Genomic DNA, 25453 nt, shown 5'->3' on the forward strand with positions numbered 1-25453 from the left:
GCCCCGTAGCCCGCGGCACGCCCGCGTGACCATTTCCTTCATCGAGCAGCCCGATCACCCCGCCCGAAGCCATCGTTTCGTGGAACGATCCCGGACGCCGATCGCTTTCCCAACATATTGAAGCGCGGGTGGCCGCCCGCGCGCGCCGCCGACGTTTCGTCACCAACGCACGAGGTTGATGATGGCCGGACCCATCGAACAATTTGAGATCAAGTCGCTCTTCCCGATCGCCGAAGTCGGCGGCCACCAGATCAGCTTTACCAACTCGGCCGGCTATATGGTGCTGACGATCGCGATCGCCAGCCTCTTCCTGATCCTGTCGACCAGGAGACGGGGCCTCGTGCCGAATCGGGCGCAGTCGGCGGCCGAAATCCTCTATGAGTTTGCGGCAAAGACATTGCGCGACAATGCCGGCGAGAAGGGCATGCGCTTCTTTCCGCTGGTATTCTCGCTGTTCATGTTCATCCTCACCGCCAACCTGATCGGCATGTTCCCCTATGCCTTCACGGTGACGAGCCATATCGCCGTCACCTTCGCACTGGCGATGCTGGTGTTCCTGACGGTCACGCTCTACGGCCTCTACCGGCACGGTCTCGGCTTTCTCAGGCTGTTCATGCCCTCAGGCGTGCCGCTGATCCTGGCGCCGATCATCATCCCGATCGAGGTGGTCTCCTACCTCTCGCGCCCGGTCAGCCACTCGGTGCGTCTGTTCGCGGTCATGCTCGCCGGCCACATCACGCTCAAGGTTTTCGCGGGCTTCGTCGTGGGCCTGAGCGGCTTCGGCGCGCTCGGCATTCTCGCGGCGATCATGCCGCTTCTGATGACGGTGGCGCTGACCGGGCTGGAACTGCTGATGGCCCTCATCCAGGCCTATATCTTCACCATGCTGACCTGCATGTATCTCAACGACGCGCTGCATCCGAGCCACTGAGACGAGCCAGTGGGAAAAGGCAAGGAGGCCCCCGCAACGGGAGCCTCCTTTTCATTCGGCCGCGACGCGCCGGGCTTCGTTGCGGTAGGTCCGCCAGGACGACCAGCCGAAGGCCATCAGGAACATCGCGGTCATCAGGAGCACGATGGTTGGCGCCGGCGCGCTGTCGATGAAGAAGGACAGGTAGACGCCGGTAAACGACGCCGTCATCGCGACCAGCACGGCGACGATAAGCATCATGCCCATTGTCCGGGTGATCAGGAAGGCGATGGCGCCCGGCGCGATCAGCATGGCGATGGCGAGGATCAGCCCCACCGCCTTCAGCGCGCCGACGATTGTCAGCGACAGGATCGCCAGCAGCCCATAGTGCAGCCAGTTGACCGGCAGGCCGACGGCCTTGGCCTGGGCCGGGTCGAAGGCATGCAGCAGGAAATCCCGCCACTTGACCGCAAGGATGCCGGCGGCCACCAGCCCAATCAGGCCGGTCTCTACAATGTCGGGCCAACCAATGCCGAGCATGTCGCCGAAGAGTATGTGATCGAGGTGCACGTCGCTCTGGATCTTGGTGTAGAGCACCAGGCCGAAACCGAACATGCCGGAAAAGACCACGCCCATGACCGTATCCTGCTTGATGCGGCTGTTCTCCTTGAGATAGCCGGTCAGAAGCGCGCAGGACATGCCGGCGGCAAAGGCGCCGACGGCGAGCGGCAGGCCGACGATGTAGGAGATCACCACGCCGGGAAAGACGGCGTGCGAGATCGCATCGCCCATCAGCGACCAGCCCTTCAGCACCAGGAAGCAGGAGAGCATCGCGGTTGGGATCGCCACCAATACCGAGATCAGAAGCGCGTTACGCATGAACTCGAATTCGAACACGGCAAGCATCATGTCGAGCGAGATCATCGGCCAGCCTCCGCCGGTTCGGCGCCACGCCGGCGCGCGGCGAGAAGCCCGTGTTTCGGGGCAAAGACGAAGGCCGTCAGGAAGATCAGCGTCTGCAGCACGATGATGATGCCGCCGGTCGCGCCATCGAGGAAGTAGCTGAAATAGGCGCCGAAGAAGCTCGTCAGCGTGCCGATGGCGACGCTGATCAGGATCAGCCGTGGAAAACGATCGGTCAGCAGATAGGCGGTGGCCCCCGGCGTCACCACCATGGCGATGACGAGGAAGGCGCCGACGGTCTGCAGCGCCGCGACCGTGCAGGCCGAAAGCAGTGTGAAGAACAGGACCTTGAGGAAGGTCGTCGGGATGCCGATCGAGCGGGCATGGCTCTCGTCGAAGAAGGTAACCATCAGGTCCTTCCACTTGGCCGTCAGGATGATCAGCGAGACGATGCCGATGATCGCCAGCTGCAGCGTGTCGGCCGGCGTGATCGCCAGGATGTTGCCGAGCACGATCGTCTGGATGTTCACTGATGTCGGCGACAGCGACACCATGAAGAGGCCGAGGCCGAAGAAGGAGGTGAAGATGAGGCCGATGATCGTGTCTTCCTTGAGCCTTGTGCGCTGGTTGAGGAAGAGCATGGCGCCGGCGGCAAGCGCGCCGGAGAAGAAGGCGCCGAGCGAGAAGGGCAGGCCGAGCATGTAGGCGCCGGCAACGCCGGGCACGATCGAATGCGAGAGTGCGTCCCCGATCAGCGACCAGCCCTTAAGCATCAGATAGGAAGACAGGAAGGCGCAGACGCCGCCGACCAGCGCGCTCACCCACATGGCGTTGAGCATGTAGCCGTAGGTGAAGGGTTCGAGAAGCGTGGCGGTCATTTGCCGTTCGGCTCCGTGTTCGCTTCGGGCTTTGCCGGCTGTGCCACCATGCGGTCCTTGTCGCCATACATGACGAGCGGACGCTCGTCGTCGGTGATGACGGCAAGCTGGCGGGGATCGGCGTCGTCGTGCAGGTTTTCACCGCCGAGCACGAAGTGCCGGAGCACGCCGCCAAAGGCGAGCTCGAGGTTTTCGCGGGTGAAGGTGGTTTCGGTCGGGCCGTAGGCAAGCACGGTGTTTTTCAGAAGCACGGTGCGGTCGCAGAACTCCGGCACGCTGCCGAGATTGTGGGTCGAGACCAGCATGACCCGGCCCTCGTCGCGAAGCCCGATGAGCAGACGGATGATCGCGTCCTCGGTCTTGACGTCGACACCGGTGAAGGGCTCGTCGAGCAGGATGACCTTGCCGTCCTGGGCAAGGGCGCGCGCGAGAAAGACGCGCTTCTTCTGGCCGCCGGAGAGTTCGCCGATCTGGCGCTTGCGGTAGTCGCTCATGCCGACGCGGGCAAGGGCTGCCTCGACCGCCTCGTGATCGATCTTCTTCGGGATGCGCAGCATGTTCATGTGGCCATAGCGGCCCATCATGACCACGTCTTCGACCAGCACCGGGAAGTTCCAGTCGACTTCTTCGGCCTGGGGCACATAGGCGACGAGGTTTTTCTTCAGCGCCTCCGGTACGGAAAGACCGAGGATCGCGATCTCGCCGCGCGACAGGCGGGCAAAGCCCATGATCGCCTTGAACAGTGTCGACTTGCCGCTGCCGTTGACGCCGACGAGTGCGGTGATCGTGCCGGTCGGGATCTCGAAGCTGGCGTCGCGCAGCGCCCGCAGGCCGTTGCGGTAGGTGACGGTGGCGCCGGCAACGCGGATGCCGCTTCCTTGCTCGCCGGAAGTAGGTGCCGGGCCGGAGCGCGTCTTCACCTGAAGGTTCATTGTGCAAGACCCTTGGCGATGGTTTCCGATGTGACGCGCAGCAGGTCGACATAGGTTGGAACCGGGCCGTCCGCTTCGCTCAGGGAATCAACGTAAAGCACGCCGCCGTATTTTGCACCGGTCTCGCGTGCCACTTGCTCTGCCGGATCAGGCGAAATCGTGCTTTCGGAGAAGACGACCGGGATATGATTGGCGCGGACGGCGTCGATCACCTTGCGGACCTGCTGCGGGGTGCCCTGCTGGTCGGCGTTGATCGGCCACAGATAGAGTTCCTTCATGCCGAAATCGCGGATCAGGTAGCTGAAGGCGCCTTCGCTCGAGACCAGCCAGCGCTTGTCCTCGGGGATCTTGGCGATCTCGGCGCGGATCGGCGCGATGGTCGCTTCGATCTTCTGCTTGTAGGCCTCTGCGTTGGCCTTGTAGGTTTCGGCATTATCAGGGTCGTACTTCACGAAGGCGTCGCGGATATTGTCGACATAGATCAACGCGGCCGACGGCGACATCCAGGCATGCGGATTGGGCTTGCCGGAATAGGGCCCCTCGGCAATGCCCATGGGGTCGATGCCGGTCGAGACGACGACGCCGGGAACATCGTCGAAGTTCTGGAAGAACTTTTCGAACCAGCGCTCCAGGTTCAGGCCGTTCCAGAGGATCAGCTTGGCGTCATGCGCCTTCAGGATATCGCGCGGCGTCGGCTGGTAGTTGTGGATCTCGGCGCCCGGCTTGGTGATTGATTCGACGATGGCTGCGTCGCCTGCGACATTCTTTGCCATGTCGGCAATGACCGTGAAGGTCGTCACGGCCTTGAATTTCTCCTGCGCGTAAGCGGCGCCTGGAACGAGCGCAATGGCTGCGACGGCCGTCATTGCCGCCAGGATCGCGCGCCTCGTCTGATCGATCATTCTCTACTCCCAGATGTTGATGCTCACAGGAGTAGGGGAATGATTTGCATAAGTCAATGCAAATGAGAAGCATTCGCAACTGGCTATTTTCAAAGGCCGTGCCCTTGGCTAGTGTACGGCCATGAAACAGAACAAGAATCGTGTCGAAGAACTGGAAGGCGTGTTGCGGGATGGCGGCGTGCGCGTGACGCGCCAGCGTGCCGCAATCCTGAAGATCCTCGCCACCGCAGAAGACCATCCGGATGCAAACGAACTGCATCGCCGGGCGAAGGAAATCGACGCCACCGTCTCGCTGTCGACGGTCTACCGGACGTTGTCTGCGCTTGAGCAACAGGGCGTGGTGCAGCGCCATGCCTTCGAGAGTGCGACTGCTCGCTTCGAGACTGCCGATGCGCCGCATCATGACCACCTGATCGATATCGACACCGGCGCGGTGATCGAGTTCCGCTCCGACAAGATCGAGCAGCTTCAGGCGGAAATCGCCGCGGAACTCGGCTATGACCTCGTACGTCACCGGCTGGAACTCTACTGCCGCAAGCGCAAGGACTGAGGCGTCGGCAACGGTGCGCCAGACGGCGCGCGATCTCTTCTCTTTATCCGTGAGTGGGCTCAGCGGCGGTCGGCGATCGCGGCGGCGCTTCGCCGTGCCGGGATGGTCATGGCCGCGACCCCGACGATGACGCAGCCAAGGCCGATCCAGGCGGTGTCGGACAGCCGTTCGCCGAGAAAGAGCGCACCGATGGCAACGCCGATCGGCACGCGCAGATAGGCCTGGGCCGTGGCGCCGACCGAGCCCAGCGTCTGAATCAGCCGGAAGTAGATGGCAAAGGCAAGGGCGGTCGAGAAGACGGCGAGGCCGACGAGCGCCAGCAACGACTCCGCCGATGGTGACAGCGTCCAGGGCCTGTCGACGACAAGGCTTACCGGGATCAACAGCGCAGCGCCTGCAATCAAAGATCCGGCGGCGGGCATCATCGGGTCGAGCCCCTTGAAGCCGCGACCGAAGATGGCGGCGCCCGCGTAGCAGACGGTGGCGAGCACGACGGCGAGCTGCGGCAGCAACTGTTCGCCGAGACCGCCGAAGGCCTCCATGCCGATGATCAGGCTGATGCCGGTCATGCCGGCAACGATGCCGACCAGCTTGCGGGCCGTGACGGCTTCGTGGCGGGTGATCAGCGCCGTCATCAGGAAGGCAAAGATCGGCGTCGTCGCATTGAGGATCGAGGCGATGCCGGCATCGATCGTCTGCTCGGCCCAGGCGATCATCGTGAAGGGCACGACGCTGTTGAGGCAGGCCTGGAACAGGAAGCGCCGCCAGGTTGCCGCGTCACGTGGCAGGCTGAGGCCGCGCCAGCGCAGAACGGCAAGAAGAAGCGTGCCGGCGATCAAGGTGCGGGCGGCAATCAGCGTCACCGGCGGAATGGTCTCGATGCCGATTTTGATGAAGGTGTAGGAGGCGCCCCAGAGCGTTGCGAGCGCCAGCAGCAACAGGAGTTCGAGGGAGAGGTTGGTCTTGGCCATCGGGGTCGCATCCTTGCGTCGTCATTGTTGCCATCGTTCTAGCGCGACGCTGGCGGCGGATGCTTCGTTGGTGGTCGAAGTATCGGGATCTTGCCGTGTGAAAAGCGAAACCCCGGCTTTCGCGGGAAAGCCGGGGTTTCGCGATTGCGGTTGGCTCAATGGCTATCGGCAAGTTTGGCAGCATTGACGCTGGCTGTGCTTTCGAAGCTGAGACCGTTGAAGAAGGCGTTGAGCACGACCGCCGAGATCGAAGCAAGCACGATGCCGGACTCGATGATCGGGTGGATCGCATGTGGCAGCCAGATCAGGAAGTTCGGCGCGATCAGCGGGATCAGGCCGAAGCCGACCGAGACGGCGACCACGAACAGGTTGTTGCGCGACGACTTGAAATCGACGCTCGACAGGATGCGTACGCCGGTCGCAGCAACCATGCCGAACATGACAAGGCCGGCGCCGCCGAGCACGAAGGTCGGAACCGCTTCGACCAGAGCGCCCATCTTGGGGATCAGGCCGAGCGCGATCATGATGACGCCCCCCATCACGCAGACGTAGCGGCTCTTGACGCCGGTGACGCCGACAAGGCCGACATTCTGCGAGAAGCTCGTATAGGGGAAGGTGTTGAACAGGCCGCCGATCATGGTGCCGAGACCATCGACCCTAAGGCCGGCCGTCAACTGCTGCCTTGAGACTTCGCGGTTGGTGATTTCGCCGAGTGCCAGGAACATGCCGGTCGATTCGATCATCACAACGATCATGACCAGCGACATGGTGGCGATCAGCACCGGATCGAAGATCGGCATGCCGAAGCGCAGCGGTGTGACGACGGCAAACCAGCCGGCATCCGCCACCCGGTCGAAATGCATCATGCCGAGTGCTGCGGCGACGACGCAGCCGACGACGACGCCGGTCAGTACCGCGATGTTGCTGATCAATCCGCGGCCGAAGCGGGCAATCACGAGAATGGAGAGGAGCACGAAGCCGGCAAGCGCAATGTGGCTCGGCTCGGCGTAGAGCGGGTTTGGTACGCTGGCGCCAAGCACCAGGCCATCCGGAACCGCCGGGCCTCCGGTGGCTGCGGCCTTCTTGAGCTCCGCCAGCCATTCTGCATGGGTTGGATCGACGAGCTTGGGTGCGGTCGGGCCGAAGGGGTTGCCGAAGATCCAGTTCACGCCGACGCGCATCAGCGAAACGCCGATGACGAGAATGATCGTGCCGGTGACCACAGGGGGGGGAAGAACCTCAGGAGCCGGCCCATGACCGGCGCAAGCAGCAGCGCGACGAGGCCGGCGCCGATGATCGCGCCGAAGATCATCCGGGCACCCTCCTGTCCGGGCGTCATGGCTGCCATCGAGACCATCGGGCCGACCGAGGCGAAGGTAACGCCCATCATGACCGGAAGCCGGATGCCGATGCTGCGGCCGACGCCCAGCGACTGGATGATGGTGACGAGGCCGCAAACGAAAAGATCGGCCGAAATCAGAAAAGCGACGTCCTCAGGGCTGAGCTGCAAGGCGCGGCCGACGATCAAGGGCACCGCGACGGCACCGCCGTACATGACAAGGACATGCTGTAACCCGAGGGTCGCAAGCCTGCCCACGGGCAGCCTTTCGTCCACCGGGTGTATGCTGGAAACGTCGCTCATGGTTCCTCCTCCCATTGCATCGACCAGTCCGGCCCCCCCGTCCTCCAACAGGGGAAACGCTATCTTCGGTTGTCGAGACAGAATGTCGCAAGTCTTGCCGGAACGAAAACACTTTCCGGATTCCGGGGGGAGTTGTCGAGGGGTGATCGGGGCGGAAAAGGTCCGGATTTGACCGTCGAACGGCTCTGACCGGGCACGTCTTGCCGAAGAAAGACCCAAGGCATGGCAAAGAACGAGGTGATCCTAGCAACGATGCAACGTTGCTGCAATGCGAAACGACGATGGTTCGTCGCGCCGGGTGCGACGGTTCCGCCACGGTTCGTTTGGGATCATGTCGATGAAATCTTGCAGATTGGCCTTTTCGTCTCCCGGTCGTGTGCTTCTCGCGCTGCTGATCGTTCTCTGGCCTGCGGTTGCCGGGGCGAGCGGCGTGAGCTTCCAGGGGCAATGGCAGCAGGTCGTCTCCGGTGCCGGTGACTGCGAGAGCTGCTCGGTCGAGATCCGGCGGAACGGCCCCGTGCTGAAGGTGACGGGCAGGGACGGATGGTTCGCGGTGACCCATCTCGGCCGGGTCGAGGGTTCGAGTGCCGAAGGCATCGGTCGCTGGAACGAGGATGGCGCCAGCCGTTATCGCGGCAAGCCTTTCGACATCCGCATCACGATCGTCGACGAGCATCTCTACATGGACATGAGCGTGCGGATGGATGACGGCTCGACGCAGGCGATCAGAGCAATCTTCGACAAGCGCCGGTTAGAGAAGTCCGGGCGCCTGCGGCTTGCCCACATGTAGGCGTGGTCGGCGTCCCGCGGCAGCCGGCAAAGAAATACCGGGGCCGTTGCCGACCCCGGTGCCGCATCTCCTGAAAAGAAAAGGCCGCCCGCTTTGGGGCGGCCTTCCTGTTACTTCTGCCAGCTCTTGACCAGATCGTCGTAGTTGACGGTCTGCGGCTTTTCCTTCTCGTTCTCGATCTTCAGCTGCGGAGCGAGGTTGCCCTTGGATACGGCGTCCTTGTTCCAGTACTCGAGATCGTGCTCTTCGGCGAGCTTCGGGCCGATGTCGCCCTGAACGCCCGAGCGTTCGAGACGGGAGAGAACCTTCTCCTGCTCGGCGCAGAGCGAGTCCATGGCTTCCTGAGCGGTCTTGGCACCCGAGGATGCATCGCCGATCGCCTGCCACCACAGCTGAGCCAGCTTCGGATAGTCAGGAACGTTCGTACCGGTCGGCGACCACTGCAGGCGGGCCGGCGAACGGTAGAACTCGATCAGACCGCCGAGCTTCGGAGCGCGGTCCGTGAAGCTCTTGTGGTCCAGCGTCGACTGGCGAATGAAGGTGAGGCCGACATGGCTCTTCTTCACGTCGACGGTCTTCGAGGTCACGAACTGCGCGTAGAGCCAGGCGGCCTTGGCGCGATCGTCAGGCGTGGACTTCAGAAGCGTCCAGGAACCGGCGTCCTGGTAACCGAGCTTCATGCCGTCCTTCCAGTAGACGCCATGCGGGCTCGGAGCAAAACGCCACTTCGGCGTGCCGTCCTCGTTGACAACCGGCAGACCGGGCTTCACGAAGTCGGCGGTGAACGCCGTGTAGGTGAACATCTGCTGGGCGACTTCGCCCTGCGACGGGACCGGGCCGGATTCCGAGAAGGTCATGCCCTGGGCAGCTGCCGGTGCATAGGCCTTCATCCAGTCGAGGTACTTCTGGATGGAGTAGACGGCAGCCGGGCCGTTGGTGTCGCCGCCGCGGGCAACGCAGGAGCCGACCGGACGCGAATTCTCGTCGACCTTGATGCCCCATTCGTCGACCGGCTTGCCGTTCGGAATGCCCTTGTCGCCGTTGCCGGCCATCGACAGCCAGGCGTCGGTGAAGCGCCAGCCGAGCGACGGGTCCTTCTTGCCGTAGTCCATGTGGCCATAGACTTTCTTGCCGTCGACTTCGCGGCCGGTGAAGAACTCGGCGATGTCTTCGTAAGCGGACCAGTTGACCGGAACGCCGAGGTCGTAGCCGTACTTCGCCTTGAAGTCCGCCTTGTTCTTCTCGTCGTTGAACCAGTCGTAGCGGAACCAGTAGAGGTTCGCGAACTGCTGGTCGGGCAGCTGGTAGAGCTTGCCGTCAGGTGCTGTCGTGAAGGACTTGCCGATGAAGTCGTCGATGTCGAGGTTCGGGTTGGTGACGTCCTTGCCTTCATTGGCCATGAAGTCGGTCAGGCTGCGGGCCTGCTGGTAGCGCCAATGGGTACCGATCAGATCCGAGTCGTTGATGTAGGCGTCATAGACGTTTTCGCCCGACTGCATCTGCGTCTGCAGCTTTTCGACGACGTCGCCTTCGCCGATCAGGTCGTGGGTGATCTTGATGCCGGTGATGTCGGAGAAGGCCTTGGCCAGCGTCTTCGATTCGTATTCATGGGTGGTGATCGTTTCGGAAACGACCTTGATTTCCATGCCGGCAAAGGGCTTCGCCGCATCGACGAACCACTGCATTTCGGCTTCCTGGGCCGCGCGGTCGAGCGAGGACATGTCGCCGATCTCGCTGTCGAGGAACTTCTTGGCTTCGTCCATGCCGGCGAATGCGGTGCCGGTGAATGCCAGCAGCATAGCTGCCGTCGTAGTCAAAAGATGCCGTCGCATAATTCCCTCCCTTAGGTTTGCGAATGCGGTTCTTTGGCTTTCGAGGGGTCGCTGGTTTAGCGGCCCCTCAAATCGGTTCGCCTCAGACGTAGCGGAAGACGCCGACGGCATAGACCAGGGAGAGCGCGAGCGCCCACCACAGGTTCTGCCCGCCGACGAAGCCGAGCCATGCGAGGTGAATGAAGGCGCTGCCGAGCAGTGACACGAAGAGGCGATCGCCCCGTGTCGTCTCGAAGCGCAGGATGCCGACGCGCGGGTTGCCACCGGGCGAGGCATATTCCCAGACCGCCATCATCGACAGCAGCGCGAAGATGGTGAGGAAGAACATGGCCGACGGAAACGACCAGGCCATCCAGCCACCGGGGATGAGCGGCGCGAACCAGTCGCGCGCGCCGTCCTTGATCGGCAGCATGCTGAAGAGCAGCCCCGCAACGGCGGCGTAGACGACGAGAACGGCGGCAAACGGCAGTTGCCAACGCGCCTTGCGAATGGGTTGAGCGGTCATCATACCCTCCCCAGGGCAAAGCCCTTGGCGATGTAGTTGCGAACGAAATAGATCACCAGCGCGCCCGGAATGATGGTGAGCACGCCGGCAGCGGCGAGCACGCCCCAGTCGAGACCGGAGGCGGAAACCGTGCGGGTCATGGTGGCGGCGATCGGCTTGGCGTCCGTGGTCGTCAGCGTGCGGGCAAGCAAGAGTTCGACCCACGAGAACATGAAGCAGAAGAAGGCGGCGACACCGATGCCGGACGCGATCAGCGGCATGAAGATCTTCACGAAGAAGCGCGGGAACGAGTAACCGTCGATATAGGCGGTTTCGTCGATCTCCTTCGGCACGCCCGACATGAAGCCTTCCAGGATCCAGACGGCGAGCGGCACGTTGAACAGGCAGTGTGCAAGCGCCACTGCGATGTGCGTGTCGATCAGGCCGAAGGCCGAATAGAGCTGGAAGAAGGGCAGCGCGAAGACCGCCGGCGGCGCCATGCGGTTGGTCAATAGCCAGAAGAACAGGTGCTTGTCGCCGAGGAAGCGGTAGCGCGAGAAGGCGTAGGCCGCCGGCAGCGCCGCCGTCACCGAGATCACCGTGTTCATGACGACGTAAATGATCGAGTTGATATAGCCGTTGTACCAGGAGGGATCGGTGAAGATTACCTCATAGTTCCGGAGCGTCGGATTGACCGGCCAGAGCGAGAAGGTGCTGAGGATCTCGCTCGTTTCCTTGAAGCTCATGTTGACGAGCCAGTAGATCGGCAGGAGCAGGAAGACGATGTAGATCGTCGGCACCAGCCAGGAGAGGCGTTCGGTAAGCGGTTGTTTTTGCATTTTGTTTCTCCTCCCGCCTTTGTCAGCCCTGCGCGTCGCTCGTGGTCATCACGGTGTAGAAGATCCACGAGAGCAGCAGGATGATGAGGAAGTAGATGATCGATAGCGCTGCCGCCGGACCGAGGTCGAACTGGCCGATGGCCGTCTTGACGAGGTCAATCGACAGGAAGGTGGTCGAGTTGCCCGGGCCGCCGCCGGTGACGACGAAGGGCTCGGTGTAGATCATGAAGCTATCCATGAACCGCAGCAGGAAGGCGATCAGCAGAACGCGCTTCATCTTCGGCAGCTGGATGTAGCGGAACACCGACCAGCGCGAGGCGCCGTCGATCTTGGCCGCCTGGTAATAGGCGTCGGGGATCGAGACGAGGCCGGCATAGCAGAGCAGCACGACGAGGCTCGTCCAGTGCCAGACGTCCATGACGATCAGCGTGACCCAGGCGGCAACGGGGTTCTGGACGTAATTGTAGTTGATGCCGATCGCTTCGAGCGTGCGGCCGAGAAGGCCGATATCGACGCGGCCGAAGACCTGCCAGATGGTGCCGACGACGTTCCACGGGATCAAGAGCGGCAGAGCCATCAGGACAAGGCAGACCGGCACGCCGAGGCCCTTCTTCGGCATGTTGAGCGCGATGATGATGCCGAGCGGGATTTCGATGGCGAGAATGATCGCCGAGAAGATCAGGTTGCGGCTGAGCGCGTCCCAGAAGCGGTCGGACGTCAGCACCTGGACGTACCAGTCGGTGCCGGCCCAGAAGAACTGGTTGTTGCCGAAGGTGTCCTGGACCGAATAGTTGACGACGGTCATCAGCGGGATGACGGCCGAGAAGGCGACCAGCACGAGGACCGGCAGCACCATGAACCAGGCCTTGTTGTTCCAGGTTTTCTCCATGGTCAGGCCTCCTCGCCGACGCGCCAGGAATCGGCGTAGATGTTGATGGCTTTCGGATCGAAGGTGACGCGCGGTTCGGCGGGGATCTCGCCGTCCTCGTCGACGATGATCGAGATCGGCTGGTCGGCGAAACGGGCGCGCACGATCTTGTGGCGACCGATATCCTCGACCTTGGTGATCGCGACCGGCATGCCCTCGCGGCCGAGCGAGACGAATTCCGGACGGATGCCGAGCTCGGTCTTGGCGCCGGCCTTGACCGTGGGCTGGAAGGTGAGACCCAACTGCTCGCCGCCGACCGTCGCGGTGCTGCCGTCGAGCTTGACCGGCAGCACGTTCATGCCCGGCGAGCCGATGAAGTAGCCGACGAAGGTGTGGCGCGGCCGCTCGAAGAGTTCCGCCGGCGTGCCGATCTGGACGATCTGGCCGTCATACATGACGACGACCTTGTCGGCGAAAGTCAGCGCCTCGGTCTGGTCGTGGGTGACGTAGACCATGGTGAAGCCGAACTGCTTGTGCAGGCGCTTGATCTGCGAGCGCAGCACCCACTTCATTTCCGGATCGATGACCGTCAGTGGCTCGTCGAAGAGGATGGCGCTGACGTCGTTGCGTACGAGGCCGCGGCCGAGCGAGATCTTCTGCTTCTGGTCGGCGGTAAGCCCCCGGGCCGTCTTCTTCGCCCAGCCGCCAAGGCCGATCATTTCGATCGTTTCCTTGACGCGGCGGTCGACCTCGGCCTCCGGCACATGCCGGTTGCGCAAGGGGAAGGCGAGATTGTCGTAGACCGTCATCGTGTCGTAGATGACCGGGAACTGAAACACCTGGGCGATGTTGCGTTCCTGGGTCGACAGATGCGTCACGTCCTTGCCGTCGAAGAGGATCTCGCCTTCGGACGGGTTGATCAGGCCCGAGATGATGTTGAGCAGCGTGGTCTTGCCGCAGCCGGAGGGCCCGAGCAGCGCATAGGCGCCGCCGTCGTTCCACTCGTGGTGCACTTCCTTCAGCGCGTAGTCGTTTTCCGACTTCGGCTTGGCGCCATAGGCGTGGCGGATATGGTTGAGATTGATGCGTGCCATGTTTTCCTCCCAGCGCCCCCTTTTAGGCCGCGCCGCCGATGGCGCGTCCGTCCGGCCCGAAGGCCATCAGGTGGCGGGTATCGACGAAGACATCCAGGGTCGCGTCGGGTTCGATGTCGTGGATGCCCGGCGCCAGCATCACCCAGCGCGCATTGGCAAAGCCGACGTGAATGAAGCTTTCCGAGCCGGCGATCTCGGAGATCGCCGTCTTGACGGTGAGCGCATCGCCGCCGCCGTGCGGGCGGTCGAATGAAATGTGGTGCGGCTGGAACGCGACCGTGCAGGGACCGTCGGCGATGCCAGCCAGATGCGTGGGCACCGTCAGCACCGGCTTGCCGTCGAGCGTGAAGGCCGCGCCCGACTTGACCAGCTCGATGCAGTTCAGCGGCGGATCGGCAAAGGTGCGGGCGGTGATCAGGTCGACCGGGCGGCGATAGACGTCGATCGTCCTGCCGAACTGGGTAATGCGGCCCTGGCTCATGGCAGCCGTATTGCCGCCGAGCAACAGCGCTTCCGAGGGCTCGGTGGTCGCGTAGACGAAGATCGCGCCGGAGGCGGCGAAGATCTTCGGCAGTTCTTCACGCAGTTCCTCGCGCAGCTTGTAATCGAGGTTGGCGAGCGGTTCGTCGAGCAGCACGAGATCGGCATTCTTGACGATGGCGCGCGCAAGCGCGGTGCGCTGCTGCTGGCCGCCCGAGAGGTTCAGGGGCGTGCGGTCGAGATAGGGTGTCAGCTTCAAGAGATCGGCGGCCTTGCGCACCTCGCGGTCGATGGTGGCGGCGTCGGCGCCGCTGATGCGCATCGGCGAGGCGATGTTCTCATAGACCGTCATCGCCGGATAGTTGATGAACTGCTGGTAGACCATGGCGACCGAGCGCTTCTGCACCGGCAGGCCGGTGACGTCGGCGCCGTCGAAAATGAGCGAACCGGAGGCGGGCTTGTCGAGGCCGGCCATCAGCCGCATCAGCGACGTCTTGCCGGAAAGGGTCGGGCCGAGCAGAACGTTCAGCGACCCCCTCTCCAGCACCAGGTCGGTCGGGTAGATGTGCGTCTCCCCGCCCACGACCTTGGATATCTTCTTCATTTCAAGCATTGAATTCTCCACCCAGCCCTAAGGCAGTCCGAGCGTTTTCCACCCCAGCGCGGAAACGCTCTGTCTCATCGGTCTTCTGCATTCCCGGACGCGCGCGCCCGTTCTGGAAATGCATTGCATGCGAGCGTTCTCAGGCGGCTGCGTTGGCCGCGCCCCGCATGTATTCCTCCAGCGCTAACGCCTCGCCCGGCGTCAGCTTCAATCCCAGTTTCGTGCGCCGCCACAGCACGTCCTCGGCGTGCCGTGCCCATTCCTGCGTCATCAGCCACTTGACCTCGGCCTCGTAGAGATCGGCGCCGAAATGGTGGCCAAGAGCGGCCTCGTTCGACGCCGAACCGAGCAGCGCGGCGGCGCGCGTGCCATAGAGGCGCACGAGGCGACGCGCATGCTGGCGCGCAAGGAAGGGATATTGCTTCTGCAGTCTTGCAACTTCGTCGCCGTAGCCCTGGGCAGGAAAATCGCCGCCCGGAAGCCTGGAGCCGGCCGTCCATTTCGGACCCTTGACGCCGATCGCCTCGCCGATCTTTTCGAGTGCGGACTCGCCGAGACGGCGGTAGGTCGTGAGCTTGCCACCGAAGACGTTGAGCAGCGGTGCCGCTCCCTTGTCGCCCTCGACCCGCAGCACGTAGTCGCGCGTTGCTTCCTGCGCCTTGCTGGCGCCGTCGTCGTAGAGCGGGCGAACGGCCGAATAGGTCCAGACGATATCGTCCTTCGTCACCGGCTCGAGGAAATATTCGCTCGCTGCCTGGCAGAGATAATCGACCTCGGTGTCGCTGATGCGGACATCGGCCGGGTTGCCGGTATAGTCGCGGTCGGTGGTGCCGATCAGCGTGAAGTCTTCTTCGTAAGGGATGGCGAACATGATGCGGCCATCCGGGTTCTGGAAGAAGTAGGCGCGCGGATCGTCAAACTTCTTCTTCACGACGATATGGCTGCCCTGCACGAGGCGGACATTGTGCACGTCGTTCTTGCCGAGTGCGCCCGAGAGAACCGCGTCGACCCAGGGGCCGGCGGCATTGATGAGCATGCGGGCCTTGAGCGTCTTGCGTTCGCCGGTTGCCTGGTTTTCGGTTTCGATCGTCCAGAGGGCGCCGTCGCGCCGTGCCGAGACGACGCGGGTGCGCGCCATGATGACGGCGCCGCGGTCGGCAGCGTCGCGGGCGTTGAGCACCACCAGGCGGGCGTCGTTGACCCAGCCGTCGGAATATTCGAACGCCTTGTTGAACAGGCGCTTCAGCGGCTTGCCGGCGGGATCGCGGTTCATGTCCAGCGTCGCCGTTGCCGGCAGCAGCTTGCGGCCGCCGATATGATCATAAAGGAAGAGGCCGAGGCGGATGAGCCAGGCCGGGCGCAGGCCGCCCTTGTGATAGGGCAGCACGAAGCGCATCGGCCAGATGACGTGCGGCGCCATCGCCCAGAGCACTTCCCGCTCCATCAGCGCTTCGCGCACGAGGCGGAATTCGTAATGTTCGAGGTAGCGCAAGCCGCCGTGAATGAGCTTGGTGGAGCCGGAGGACGTGCCGGAGGCGAAATCGTTCATTTCGGCCAAGGCGACCGAGTACCCACGGCCGACCGCGTCGCGCGCGATGCCGCATCCGTTGATGCCGCCGCCGATGACGAAGACGTCGTAGATTGCCTGCTCTGACACTGCTGTTTCCCCTCCACATTTCGCGATGCACAAATTGATGCATCAGCGAAAGTGAAATCAGTTAAAACGAAAACATATCGAATGTCAAACGAATGCACTGCGAATCTTAAGGGGTGGCTAAATCTCCCGTTTCAGGCGTCGGTTTCGATCAGGCGAACATCCTGTTCGACACAGATTTTCCTGACATTTTCGAGCGTACAGCGATCGGTGATGAAGGTCTGAACCTGCGAGATATGGCCGATGCGAACAGGCGCGGTTCTTTCGAACTTGGTCGAGTCGGAAACCAGGATGACATGGCGGGCATTGGCGATGATCGCCTGGGCGACTTTCACTTCGCGAAAATCGAAATCGAGAAGCGCACCGTCATGGTCGATCGCCGAGGCGCCGATGACGGCGAAGTCGACCTTGAACTGCTTGATGAAGTCGACGGCGGCTTCGCCGACGATGCCGCCGTCCGATCCGCGCACGACGCCGCCGGTGATCACCACCTCGATCGAGGGGAAGACGCGTAAGCGGTTGGCGACATTGATGTTGTTGGTGATGACCATCAGTTCCTTGTGGTCGAGCAGAGCCTCGCCCACGGCTTCGGTCGTCGTGCCGATATTGATGAAAAGCGACGCGTTGTCGGGGATGAGTTCGGCGGCGGCCTTCCCGATCGCCTGCTTCTCCGGTGCCGCGATCTGGCGGCGGGCGTCGTATTTGACGTTTTCCTTGCCGCTCGGGAAGATCGCACCACCATGAATGCGGTTCAGGATCTTGGCGTCGCAGAGGTCGTTCAGGTCCTTTCGGATGGTTTGCGGCGTGACGGAAAAGCGCTGCGCCAGCTCCTCGACCAGCACCCGCCCCTCGCTTTTTGCCAGTTCCAGGATCTCCTCCTGCCGACCGGTCAAATACATTCCGTCCTCCCCATTTTCGTTTTGTTTCATAATATGCAAAAACGAAAGCCGCGCAATTTCAGAATCGGCGTTTGCGGCGAAATCGCTTTCGCAGCGAGGCCAGGGTGTCGGCGCGCGTTGCATTCGCTACGGCGATAGGCGACCCTGCCTTAGGAGTGAAGAGGGGAAAGACATGTTTCATCCGGCCTTGTTCAAGGGCATGACCGTCGTGATCACCGGTGCCGGGCGCGGCATCGGGCTGGAGGTTGCCCGCCAGTTCCTGGATTGCGGCGCGCATGTGCTCGTCCATGCCGGCCGGTCGATCGGCGACCTGCCCGATTTTCTCGAAACGGCGGCGACGGAAGGCCGGGCCTATGTGGCGACAGCGGACTTTCTCGCGCCGGATGGTGTCGAGGGGCTGGCCGATGTCGTGCGCAGCCGCTTCGAGAGTGTCGATATCCTGATCAACAATGCCGGAACCATGGTTGGCCGCTTTCCGGCGGCTGAACTGACCGACGAGCAGTACCAGACCGTCGTTCAGCTCAACCAGACGGCCGTCGTCGAGATGACGCGGGCGATGCTGCCGCTGTTGCGCAAGGGCACGCACCCGGCGATCGTCAACACCGTCTCGATCTCGGCGCTGACCGGCGGCAGCGCCGGGTCGTCGATCTATTCGGCGACGAAGGCCTTCGTCTCCACCTATTCCAAGGCCTTGGCGCGGGAACTTGCGCCTGAGGGCATCCGGGTCAACTGCGTTTCGCCCGGCACGATCACCACCGACTTCCACGAGCGCTACTCGTCGCCGGAGAAGCTGGAGGCGACGCGCAAGACCATTCCGCTCGGGCGGCTCGGGACGGCGGAAGACTGCGCACCGGCCTATCTCTTCCTCGCCTCGCATGCCTTGTCGGGCTACATCACCGGCCAGGTGCTGGAAGTGAATGGCGGGCAATTGATCGTGTGAACAGGGGATCAGCATTTGCCCCGCATCCACCTGCCGTCACCTTCTCTTGCAGGCTCTTACAGGCGGACAGAAGGGACAAGCCGCACCGTATTCATTCGACCTTGACCGCAGGGTGCGGGCCAGACCAGTCCTCAAAGGGTAGCCATGATCGACAAGCTGGAAATGTTCCTCGTTCTTGCACGCGAACGGCACTTTGGCAGGGCGGCGGAGGAGTGCGGCGTGACGCAGCCGACGTTGTCGGCGGCCATTCGTCAGCTCGAGGATCAGCTCGGTGTCATGCTCGTCAGCCGCGGTTCGCGTTTTCAGGGGCTGACGCCCGAGGGGCAGCGCGTGCTCGAATGGGCGCGCCGGATCGTCGGCGACACCCGCACCATGCGCGAGGAGATGCGCGCGGCGCGCAAGGGTCTTTCCGGCCATATCCGACTGGCCGCGGTGCCGACGACACTTGCCATGGTGCCAATGATCACCGCGCCGTTCCAGGAGAAGCACCCTGACGTCACCTTTTCCGTGCTGTCGACGACATCGGTGCAGATTCTGGCTTTGCTCGAAAATCTCGAGATCGATGCGGGGCTCACCTATCTGGAGAACGAACCGCTCGGCCGGGTGACCAGCGTTCCGCTCCAAGTCGAGCGCTATCACCTCGTCACCGCCGCCGGAACGCCGCTTTCGGAGCGGGAAAGCGTGACGTGGAAAGAGGTTAGCGACGTTCGGCTTTGTCTATTGACTGCCGATATGCAGAATCGCCGTATCATCAACCAGCATTTCTCCGAAGCGGGCGCCGTGGCCAAGCCGACGCTCGAATCGAACTCGATGATCGTGCTTTTTTCCCATGTGCGCACCGGCCGCTGGGCCAGCATCATGCCATTTAACGTCGCGAAATCATTCGGTTTTCACGAAGATATCCGGATGATCCCGATCGTCGATCCGGACGCCCGTCACACCGTCGGTCTGGTTGCGACGCATCGTGAGCCGTTTACGCCGCTGGTCTCGGCCTTGCTGCACGAAGCACGCATTCTCGGCGAGCGAAATCAAGTTCAATAGATTTTTTCTATCGACCGACGGAACAGCCTTATTGACCCATGCGGCCATAAGCGCGAAGCTTTTTTGATCATGGCCGGAGACCGCCGAGGAACGGCCTTCGCCAGAAGTGAAATGTCGGCTGTGCCGGTCGCCCGTTTCGGGTGCTGCCGCCTCGCCCACGAGCCGGGAGGGCTCCCGTTGAACATCCATCAGCCGCGTGCCGATATCGCGGAGACCACGCTCGCCATCGTCGAGGAGCTGAAGAGGCTCGAAGGGCCCTTGCTGCCGATCCTGCACGAGCTGCAGGAAGAGTTCGGCTACGTGCCGCAGGAATGTCTTCCGGTGATTGCCCGCGAACTCAACCTCTCGCGCGCCGAAGTTTACGGAGTCATGAGCTTCTACCATGATTTCCGCGAGCACCCGGCCGGGCGTCACGTGCTGAAGCTCTGTCGCGCCGAAGCTTGCCAGTCGATGGGCGGCGACGCGCTTGCCGAACGCGCCAAGCGACTGCTCGGTATCGATTTTCACCAGACGACGCCTGACGGAGCCGTGACGCTGGAGCCGGTCTACTGTCTCGGGCTCTGTTCCTGCGCACCCTCCGCCATGCTGGACGGAGAGGTGCATGCCCGCGTCGACGCCACTGACCTCGAAGCACTCGTTCAGGAGGCGCGGCGATGACGGTGAAGATCTACATCCCGCGCGATGCGGCAGCGATCGCGCTCGGTGCCGAGAAGGTCGTAAAGGCGATGAGCGAGGCGGTCGCAGCCCGCGGCCTCGACGCCGTGATCGTGCGCAACGGCTCGCGTGGCATGCATTGGCTGGAACCCCTGGTCGAGGTGGAAACCGCCGGCGGCCGCGTGGCCTATGGCCCGGTCAAGGCGCGTGACGTGACCTCGCTGCTCGATGCCGGCCTACTCGAGGGCGGCGATCACGCACTCTGTCTCGGAAAGACCGAGGAGATCCCCTTCCTCAAGCAGCAGACGCGTCTGACCTTTGCTCGCTGCGGCATCATCGATCCGCTGTCGCTCGACGATTACCAGGCCCATGACGGGCTCGCTGGGCTGCGCAACGCCATTGCCATGGCGCCGCAGGACATCGTCGCCCAGGTGACCGAAAGCGGCCTTCGCGGTCGCGGCGGCGCGGGCTTTCCGACCGGCATCAAGTGGAAGACCGTTCTCGATGCGGTGGGTGCGCGCAAGTACATCGTCTGCAACGCCGACGAGGGCGACAGCGGCACCTTCGCCGACCGGATGATCATGGAAGGCGATCCCTTCGTCTTGATCGAGGGCATGGCGATCGCCGGCATCGCGACCGGCGCCACCAAGGGCTTCATCTATACCCGCTCGGAATACCCGCATGCGATCGCGGCGATGGCCGCGGCGATCGAGATCGCCCGCAAGGCCGGTGTGCTCGGGCCTTCGGTGCTCGGCTCCGGCAGGGCTTTCGATATGGAAGTGCGCGAGGGCGCCGGCGCCTATGTCTGCGGCGAGGAAACGGCGCTTCTGAACAGCCTCGAAGGCAAGCGCGGCATCGTGCGCGCCAAGCCGCCGCTTCCGGCCCACAAGGGGCTGTTCGACTGTCCGACCGTGATCAACAACGTGATCTCGCTCGCCTCCGTCCCCGTCATCATGGACAAGGGCGCTGCCTATTACCGCGACTTCGGCATGGGCCGGTCGCGCGGCACGATCCCGATCCAGATCGCCGGCAACGTCAAGCATGCCGGCCTCTATGAGACCGCCTTCGGCTTGGCGCTTGGCGAGATCATCGATCATATCGGCGGCGGCACGGCGAGCGGCCGGCCGGTGAAGGCGGTCCAGGTCGGCGGCCCGCTCGGCGCCTATTTTCCCCGTGCGCTGTTCGATACGCCGTTCGACTACGAGGCTTTTGCCGCGCGCGACGGCCTCATTGGCCATGCCGGCATCGTCGTTTTCGACGATACGGTCGACATGCTCAACCAGGCCCGTTTCGCGATGGAGTTCTGTGCGGTTGAAAGCTGCGGCAAGTGCACGCCCTGCCGCATCGGTTCGACCCGCGGTGTCGAGGTCGCCGACAAGATCGCCGCCGGCATCGAGCCGGAGAAGAACCGCGAGTTGCTCGCCGATCTCTGCAACACGATGAAGTTCGGTTCGCTCTGTGCGCTGGGCGGTTTCACGCCCTATCCCGTCATGAGCGCGATGACCCATTTCCCGGATGATTTTCAGCCGGCACCGCGCGTTGAAGCGGCGGAGTGAGGAGGAAGACCATGTCTCTCATTCATGAAATCGACTACGGCACTCCTGCTTCCAAGTCCGAAAAGCTGGTGACGCTGACGATCGACGGCCGCGAGGTCACGGTGCCCGAGGGTACTTCGATCATGCGGGCGGCGATGGATGCTGGCATCGAGGTGCCGAAGCTCTGCGCGTCGGACATGATGGATGCCTTCGGCTCCTGCCGGCTCTGTCTCGTCGAGATCAAGGGGCGCAACGGCATGCCGGCCTCTTGCACGACGCCGGTTGCGGCCGGCATCGAGGTCTCCACCCAGACGCCCCGGCTGAAGGATGTGCGGCGCGGGGTGATGGAACTCTACATCTCCGACCATCCGCTCGACTGTCTGACCTGTGCGGCCAACGGCGATTGCGAGTTGCAGGACATGGCCGGTGCCGTGGGCCTGCGCGACGTGCGCTACGGCTATGAGGGTGAGAACCATGTCACCGCGCGCAACAATGGCGAGATCAACGCCAAGTGGATGCCGAAAGACGATTCCAATCCCTATTTCACCTATGATCCGGCCAAATGCATCGTCTGTTCGCGTTGCGTGCGCGCCTGCGAGGAAGTGCAGGGTACCTTCGCGCTGACGATCGGCGGCCGTGGCTTCGACAGCCGCGTTTCGGCCGGCATGGCGGAAGACTTCCTGTCGTCGGAATGCGTCTCCTGCGGCGCCTGCGTGCAGGCCTGCCCGACCGCGACGCTCACCGAAAAGTCGGTGATCGAGATCGGCCAGCCGGAGCATTCCGAGGTGACGACCTGCGCCTATTGCGGCGTCGGCTGCTCGTTCAAGGCGGAAATGCGCGGCGAAGAACTGGTGCGCATGGTGCCTTGGAAGGACGGCCAGGCCAACCGCGGCCACTCCTGCGTCAAGGGCCGCTTCGCCTATGGCTATTCCAACCACAAGGACCGCATCCTCAACCCGATGATCCGCGAGAAGATCTCCGATCCCTGGCGCGAGGTTACCTGGGAGGAGGCCTATGCGCATGTGGCCTCCGAGTTCCGGCGGATCCAGTATCAGTACGGCCGCGATTCCGTTGGCGGCATCACCTCGTCGCGCTGCACCAATGAAGAGACCTATCTGGTGCAGAAGCTGGTGCGCGCCGGCTTCGGCAACAACAACGTCGACACCTGCGCTCGCGTCTGCCACTCGCCGACAGGCTACGGCCTCGGCCAGGCCTTTGGCACCTCTGCCGGCACGCAGAACTTCGATTCGGTCGAGTTCACCGACGTTGCCGTCATCATCGGCGCCAATCCGACCGATGGCCATCCGGTCTTCGGTTCGCGACTGAAGAAGCGCTTACGCGAAGGCGCCAAGCTGATCGTCATCGATCCGCGTCGCACCGACATCGTGCGCTCGCCGCATGTGGAGGCGGCCTATCACCTGCCGCTGCAGCCCGGCACCAATGTCGCCATCTTGACCTCGATCGCCCATGTGATCGTCACTGAAGGCCTCACCAACGAGAAGTTCATCCGCGAGCGCTGCGACTGGTCGGAATACGAGGATTGGGCCGCCTTCGTCGCCGAGCCCTACCATAGCCCCGAGGCGACCGAAGCCTATACCGGCGTAACGGCCGACCTGGTGCGTGGTGCCGCAAGGCTCTACGCCACTGGCGGCAACGGCGCGATCTATTACGGTCTCGGTGTTACCGAACACAGCCAGGGCTCGACGACGGTCATGGCGATCGCCAACCTCGCCATGGTCACCGGCAACATCGGCCGGCCGGGCGTCGGCGTGAACCCGCTGCGCGGCCAGAACAACGTGCAGGGTTCCTGCGACATGGGTTCGTTCCCGCACGAACTGCCAGGCTACCGCCACATCTCCGACGATGCGACCCGCGAGACCTTCGAAAAGCTCTGGGGCGTCGAGATCTCCAACGAGCCGGGCCTGCGCATCCCCAACATGCTCGACGCTGCGGTCGACGGCACGTTCAAGGCGCTCTACATCCAGGGCGAGGACATCCTGCAGTCCGACCCGGACACCAAGCATGTGGCCGCCGGCCTCGCCGCGATGGAATGCGTCGTCGTGCACGACCTGTTCCTGAACGAAACGGCCAACTACGCACATGTCTTCCTGCCGGGCTCGACCTTCCTCGAAAAGGACGGCACGTTCACCAATGCCGAGCGCCGCATCAACCGTGTGCGCAAGGTGATGACGCCGAAGAACGGTTATGCCGACTGGGAGGTCACGCAGAAGCTCGCTCAGGCCATGGGCCTCAACTGGAACTACCGCCATCCGTCCGAGATCATGGACGAGATCGCCGCGACGACGCCGAGCTTCGCGCTCGTCTCCTACGACTATCTCGAGAAAATGGGCTCGGTGCAGTGGCCCTGCAACGAGGCGCATCCCGAGGGTTCGCCGATCATGCATGTCGACGGCTTCGTGCGCGGCAAGGGCAAGTTCATTCGCACCGAATATGTTGCGACCGACGAACGCACCGGCCCGCGTTTCCCGCTGCTTTTGACCACCGGTCGTATCCTCAGCCAGTATAATGTCGGCGCCCAGACGCGGCGCACCGACAACGTCGTGTGGCATGCGGAAGACCGGTTGGAGATCCATCCGCACGACGCCGAACAGCGCGGCATCCGTGATGGCGACTGGATCCGGCTCGCAAGCCGCGCCGGCGAGACGACCCTGCGTTCGCTGATCACCGATCGCGTCGCGCCCGGCGTCGTCTACACCACCTTCCACCACCCATCGACGCAGGCGAACGTCATCACGACCGACTTCTCCGACTGGGCGACCAACTGCCCGGAATACAAGGTGACGGCGGTGCAGGTGATGCCGTCCAACGGTCCTTCGGACTGGCAGGTGGACTATGACGAGCAGGCCCGCCAGTCGCGCCGGATTTCCGGCAAGCTGGAGGCGGCGGAGTGATGGCCCGCACTGCGATCGATCATGGCGACGTTTAAGACATCCAAGACCGTTCCCGAGGCCGCCCGCCGCAACGGCGCGCTTCGGGACGGTGCGCGCGCCGTGCCGGAGGAGACGCCGGTCGCTTTCAGCTATGGCGGCTCGACCCATGCGGTGATGATGGCGACACCCGGCGATCTCGAGGATTTCGCCATCGGCTTCAGCCTGACCGAGGGCATCATTACCGATCCCGGCCAGATCGAAACGGTGGAGATCGTCTCGGAGACGGTCGCCGGCAATCTCGGCATCGACCTGCAGATCGTGCTTCAGGACGAAGAGAACGACATGCTGCGCCAGCGCCGACGGCATATGGCGGGGCCTGTCGGCTGCGGCCTTTGCGGCATCGAATCGATCGAGCAGGCGGTACGGCCGACGCCGGACGTTTCCCGTTCGAGATTGACACTGTCGCAGGAGGACGTGGTTTCGGCCGTGCAGCTGCTTAACGGCCAGCAGCCGCTGCATTTCGAGACGCGGGCCGTGCACGGTGCCGCTTTCTATGTGCCTGGCCGCGGGCTGATTGCGGTGCGCGAGGATGTCGGCCGCCACAATGCGCTCGACAAGTTGATCGGTGCTTCGGCACGCGCCGGTTTCAAGGGCAGCGAGGGCGCCGTCGTCGTCACCAGCCGGGTGTCCGTCGAGATGGTGCAGAAGACGGCGGTCGTTGGCAGCCCCGTGATCATTGCCATCTCGGCGCCGACGGCGCTCGCCATCCGCACCGCCGAAGCCGCAGGCATGACGCTGATTGCGCTCGTGCGCGGCGACGAGTTCGAGATTTTCACCCATGCCGAACGCATCAAGTCCGGAGCTGCCGTCGATGTCGCATGACAATACCAACGCCAAGCTGATCTACATGGCGAACCAGATCGCCACCTTCTTCAAGAGCCAGCCGTCGAGCGAGGCGGCGCAGGGCGTCGCCACCCATATCAACAAGTATTGGGAGCCGCGCATGCGGCGCAAATTGTTCGAGCATATCGACAAGGGCGGCGAAGGCCTGACGCCGCTAGTGCTGGAGGCGGCCGCAAAGATCAAGCGTCCGGAAGCGGCCTAGACTGTCTCCTTTACCCGCCAGAGCTTCTGCGCGCTCATCGACAGCCCGTTTTGCT

Annotated in this window: 23 protein-coding genes and 1 pseudogene; 10 read left to right on the forward strand and 14 right to left on the reverse strand. The window is 63.2% G+C overall.

Annotated elements, in window-relative coordinates; all coding sequences use genetic code 11:
* The first annotated feature begins 181 nt into the window (after window positions 1-181).
* Complete coding sequence (locus tag JVX98_RS23900; RefSeq protein WP_192451106.1) at window positions 182-931, forward strand: F0F1 ATP synthase subunit A; 750 nt, start codon at window positions 182-184, stop codon at window positions 929-931.
* Between the two features lie 51 nt (window positions 932-982).
* Here the strand turns inward: JVX98_RS23900 and JVX98_RS23905 are convergent, their stop codons facing one another.
* The 4 genes from JVX98_RS23905 to JVX98_RS23920 are packed head-to-tail and all read right to left on the reverse strand — an operon-like array spanning window position 983 to window position 4525.
* Window positions 983-1834, reverse strand: a complete 852-nt coding sequence (locus JVX98_RS23905; RefSeq protein ID WP_205237598.1) for a metal ABC transporter permease — start codon at window positions 1832-1834, stop codon at window positions 983-985.
* On the reverse strand, window positions 1831-2691 hold the full coding sequence (locus JVX98_RS23910) for a metal ABC transporter permease (RefSeq protein ID WP_192450952.1): 861 nt from the start codon (window positions 2689-2691) through the stop codon (window positions 1831-1833). Before JVX98_RS23910 ends, JVX98_RS23905 begins: the two co-directional genes overlap by 4 nt.
* On the reverse strand, window positions 2688-3623 hold the full coding sequence (locus JVX98_RS23915; protein WP_205237599.1) for a manganese/iron ABC transporter ATP-binding protein: 936 nt from the start codon (window positions 3621-3623) through the stop codon (window positions 2688-2690). Before JVX98_RS23915 ends, JVX98_RS23910 begins: the two co-directional genes overlap by 4 nt.
* Window positions 3620-4525 (reverse strand): metal ABC transporter substrate-binding protein, encoded by a 906-nt coding sequence (locus JVX98_RS23920; RefSeq protein ID WP_192450951.1) that lies wholly within the window; start codon window positions 4523-4525, stop codon window positions 3620-3622. Before JVX98_RS23920 ends, JVX98_RS23915 begins: the two co-directional genes overlap by 4 nt.
* Before the next feature lie 121 nt (window positions 4526-4646).
* Here JVX98_RS23920 and JVX98_RS23925 point away from each other — a divergent pair, with 121 nt between their 5' ends.
* The gene (locus JVX98_RS23925) at window positions 4647-5075 is read left to right on the forward strand and encodes a Fur family transcriptional regulator (protein WP_034802472.1); all 429 of its coding nucleotides are present in this window, start codon (window positions 4647-4649) and stop codon (window positions 5073-5075) included.
* 59 nt (window positions 5076-5134) lie between these two features.
* Here the strand turns inward: JVX98_RS23925 and JVX98_RS23930 are convergent, their stop codons facing one another.
* Together JVX98_RS23930 and JVX98_RS23935 are read right to left on the reverse strand one after the other, a co-directional pair.
* Window positions 5135-6046 (reverse strand): DMT family transporter, encoded by a 912-nt coding sequence (locus JVX98_RS23930; RefSeq protein ID WP_205237600.1) that lies wholly within the window; start codon window positions 6044-6046, stop codon window positions 5135-5137.
* Window positions 6047-6201: 155 nt separating this feature from the next.
* A pseudogene (locus tag JVX98_RS23935) lies at window positions 6202-7688 on the reverse strand (nucleobase:cation symporter-2 family protein).
* Between the two features lie 337 nt (window positions 7689-8025).
* On the opposite strand from JVX98_RS23935, the gene JVX98_RS23940 reads away from it, so the two are divergent.
* Window positions 8026-8478: a hypothetical protein gene (locus JVX98_RS23940; RefSeq protein WP_205237601.1), complete on the forward strand. Its 453-nt coding sequence runs from the start codon at window positions 8026-8028 to the stop codon at window positions 8476-8478.
* Between the two features lie 110 nt (window positions 8479-8588).
* Here the strand turns inward: JVX98_RS23940 and JVX98_RS23945 are convergent, their stop codons facing one another.
* The 8 genes from JVX98_RS23945 to JVX98_RS23980 all read right to left on the reverse strand — a co-directional run bounded on the left by JVX98_RS23945 (window position 8589) and on the right by JVX98_RS23980 (window position 17232).
* Window positions 8589-10310: an ABC transporter substrate-binding protein gene (locus JVX98_RS23945; RefSeq protein WP_192450947.1), complete on the reverse strand. Its 1722-nt coding sequence runs from the start codon at window positions 10308-10310 to the stop codon at window positions 8589-8591.
* Between the two features lie 82 nt (window positions 10311-10392).
* Entirely contained in the window at window positions 10393-10815 is a 423-nt protein-coding gene (locus JVX98_RS23950; RefSeq protein ID WP_192450946.1) for a DUF2160 domain-containing protein, read from the reverse strand.
* A complete protein-coding gene (locus tag JVX98_RS23955; RefSeq protein WP_043619107.1) occupies window positions 10815-11633 on the reverse strand; it encodes a carbohydrate ABC transporter permease in 819 nt (272 codons plus the stop codon). The genes JVX98_RS23950 and JVX98_RS23955 overlap by 1 nt, the downstream gene beginning before the upstream one ends.
* 22 nt (window positions 11634-11655) lie before the next feature.
* On the reverse strand, window positions 11656-12522 hold the full coding sequence (locus tag JVX98_RS23960) for a carbohydrate ABC transporter permease (RefSeq protein ID WP_034802451.1): 867 nt from the start codon (window positions 12520-12522) through the stop codon (window positions 11656-11658).
* A gap of 2 nt (window positions 12523-12524) precedes the next feature.
* Window positions 12525-13595, reverse strand: a complete 1071-nt coding sequence (locus tag JVX98_RS23965; RefSeq protein ID WP_205237602.1) for an ABC transporter ATP-binding protein — start codon at window positions 13593-13595, stop codon at window positions 12525-12527.
* A gap of 22 nt (window positions 13596-13617) precedes the next feature.
* Window positions 13618-14688 carry an ABC transporter ATP-binding protein gene (locus tag JVX98_RS23970; RefSeq protein ID WP_205237603.1) on the reverse strand — a complete coding sequence of 357 codons (1071 nt, stop codon included), beginning with the start codon at window positions 14686-14688 and terminating at the stop codon, window positions 13618-13620.
* A gap of 130 nt (window positions 14689-14818) precedes the next feature.
* On the reverse strand, window positions 14819-16336 hold the full coding sequence (gene glpD, locus JVX98_RS23975; protein WP_205237604.1) for a glycerol-3-phosphate dehydrogenase: 1518 nt from the start codon (window positions 16334-16336) through the stop codon (window positions 14819-14821).
* A 131-nt stretch (window positions 16337-16467) separates the two neighbouring features.
* The gene (locus JVX98_RS23980; RefSeq protein ID WP_034802440.1) at window positions 16468-17232 is read right to left on the reverse strand and encodes a DeoR/GlpR family DNA-binding transcription regulator; all 765 of its coding nucleotides are present in this window, start codon (window positions 17230-17232) and stop codon (window positions 16468-16470) included.
* Window positions 17233-17404: 172 nt separating this feature from the next.
* Between JVX98_RS23980 and JVX98_RS23985 the strand changes: the two genes are divergently transcribed.
* The 7 genes from JVX98_RS23985 (at window position 17405) to JVX98_RS24015 (ending at window position 25398) form a co-directional block, all read left to right on the forward strand.
* Window positions 17405-18172: an SDR family NAD(P)-dependent oxidoreductase gene (locus tag JVX98_RS23985; protein ID WP_205237605.1), complete on the forward strand. Its 768-nt coding sequence runs from the start codon at window positions 17405-17407 to the stop codon at window positions 18170-18172.
* Window positions 18173-18316: 144 nt separating this feature from the next.
* Complete coding sequence (locus JVX98_RS23990) at window positions 18317-19213, forward strand: LysR family transcriptional regulator (protein ID WP_077967967.1); 897 nt, start codon at window positions 18317-18319, stop codon at window positions 19211-19213.
* 177 nt (window positions 19214-19390) lie between these two features.
* Window positions 19391-19870 (forward strand): formate dehydrogenase subunit gamma, encoded by a 480-nt coding sequence (locus JVX98_RS23995; RefSeq protein WP_205237606.1) that lies wholly within the window; start codon window positions 19391-19393, stop codon window positions 19868-19870.
* Complete coding sequence (locus JVX98_RS24000) at window positions 19867-21423, forward strand: NADH-quinone oxidoreductase subunit NuoF (protein WP_205237607.1); 1557 nt, start codon at window positions 19867-19869, stop codon at window positions 21421-21423. The genes JVX98_RS23995 and JVX98_RS24000 overlap by 4 nt, the downstream gene beginning before the upstream one ends.
* 11 nt (window positions 21424-21434) lie before the next feature.
* Window positions 21435-24314, forward strand: coding sequence for a formate dehydrogenase subunit alpha (gene fdhF, locus JVX98_RS24005; protein ID WP_205237608.1), 2880 nt, complete (start codon window positions 21435-21437; stop codon window positions 24312-24314).
* A gap of 21 nt (window positions 24315-24335) precedes the next feature.
* Window positions 24336-25175, forward strand: a complete 840-nt coding sequence (fdhD, locus tag JVX98_RS24010) for a formate dehydrogenase accessory sulfurtransferase FdhD (RefSeq protein ID WP_205237609.1) — start codon at window positions 24336-24338, stop codon at window positions 25173-25175.
* Complete coding sequence (locus tag JVX98_RS24015; RefSeq protein WP_192450935.1) at window positions 25165-25398, forward strand: formate dehydrogenase subunit delta; 234 nt, start codon at window positions 25165-25167, stop codon at window positions 25396-25398. Before fdhD ends, JVX98_RS24015 begins: the two co-directional genes overlap by 11 nt.
* The last annotated feature ends 55 nt before the right edge of the window (window positions 25399-25453 follow it).

It is taken from the genome of Ensifer sp. PDNC004, assembly GCF_016919405.1.
In the GTDB taxonomy this organism is placed as follows: Bacteria; Pseudomonadota; Alphaproteobacteria; order Rhizobiales; family Rhizobiaceae; genus Ensifer.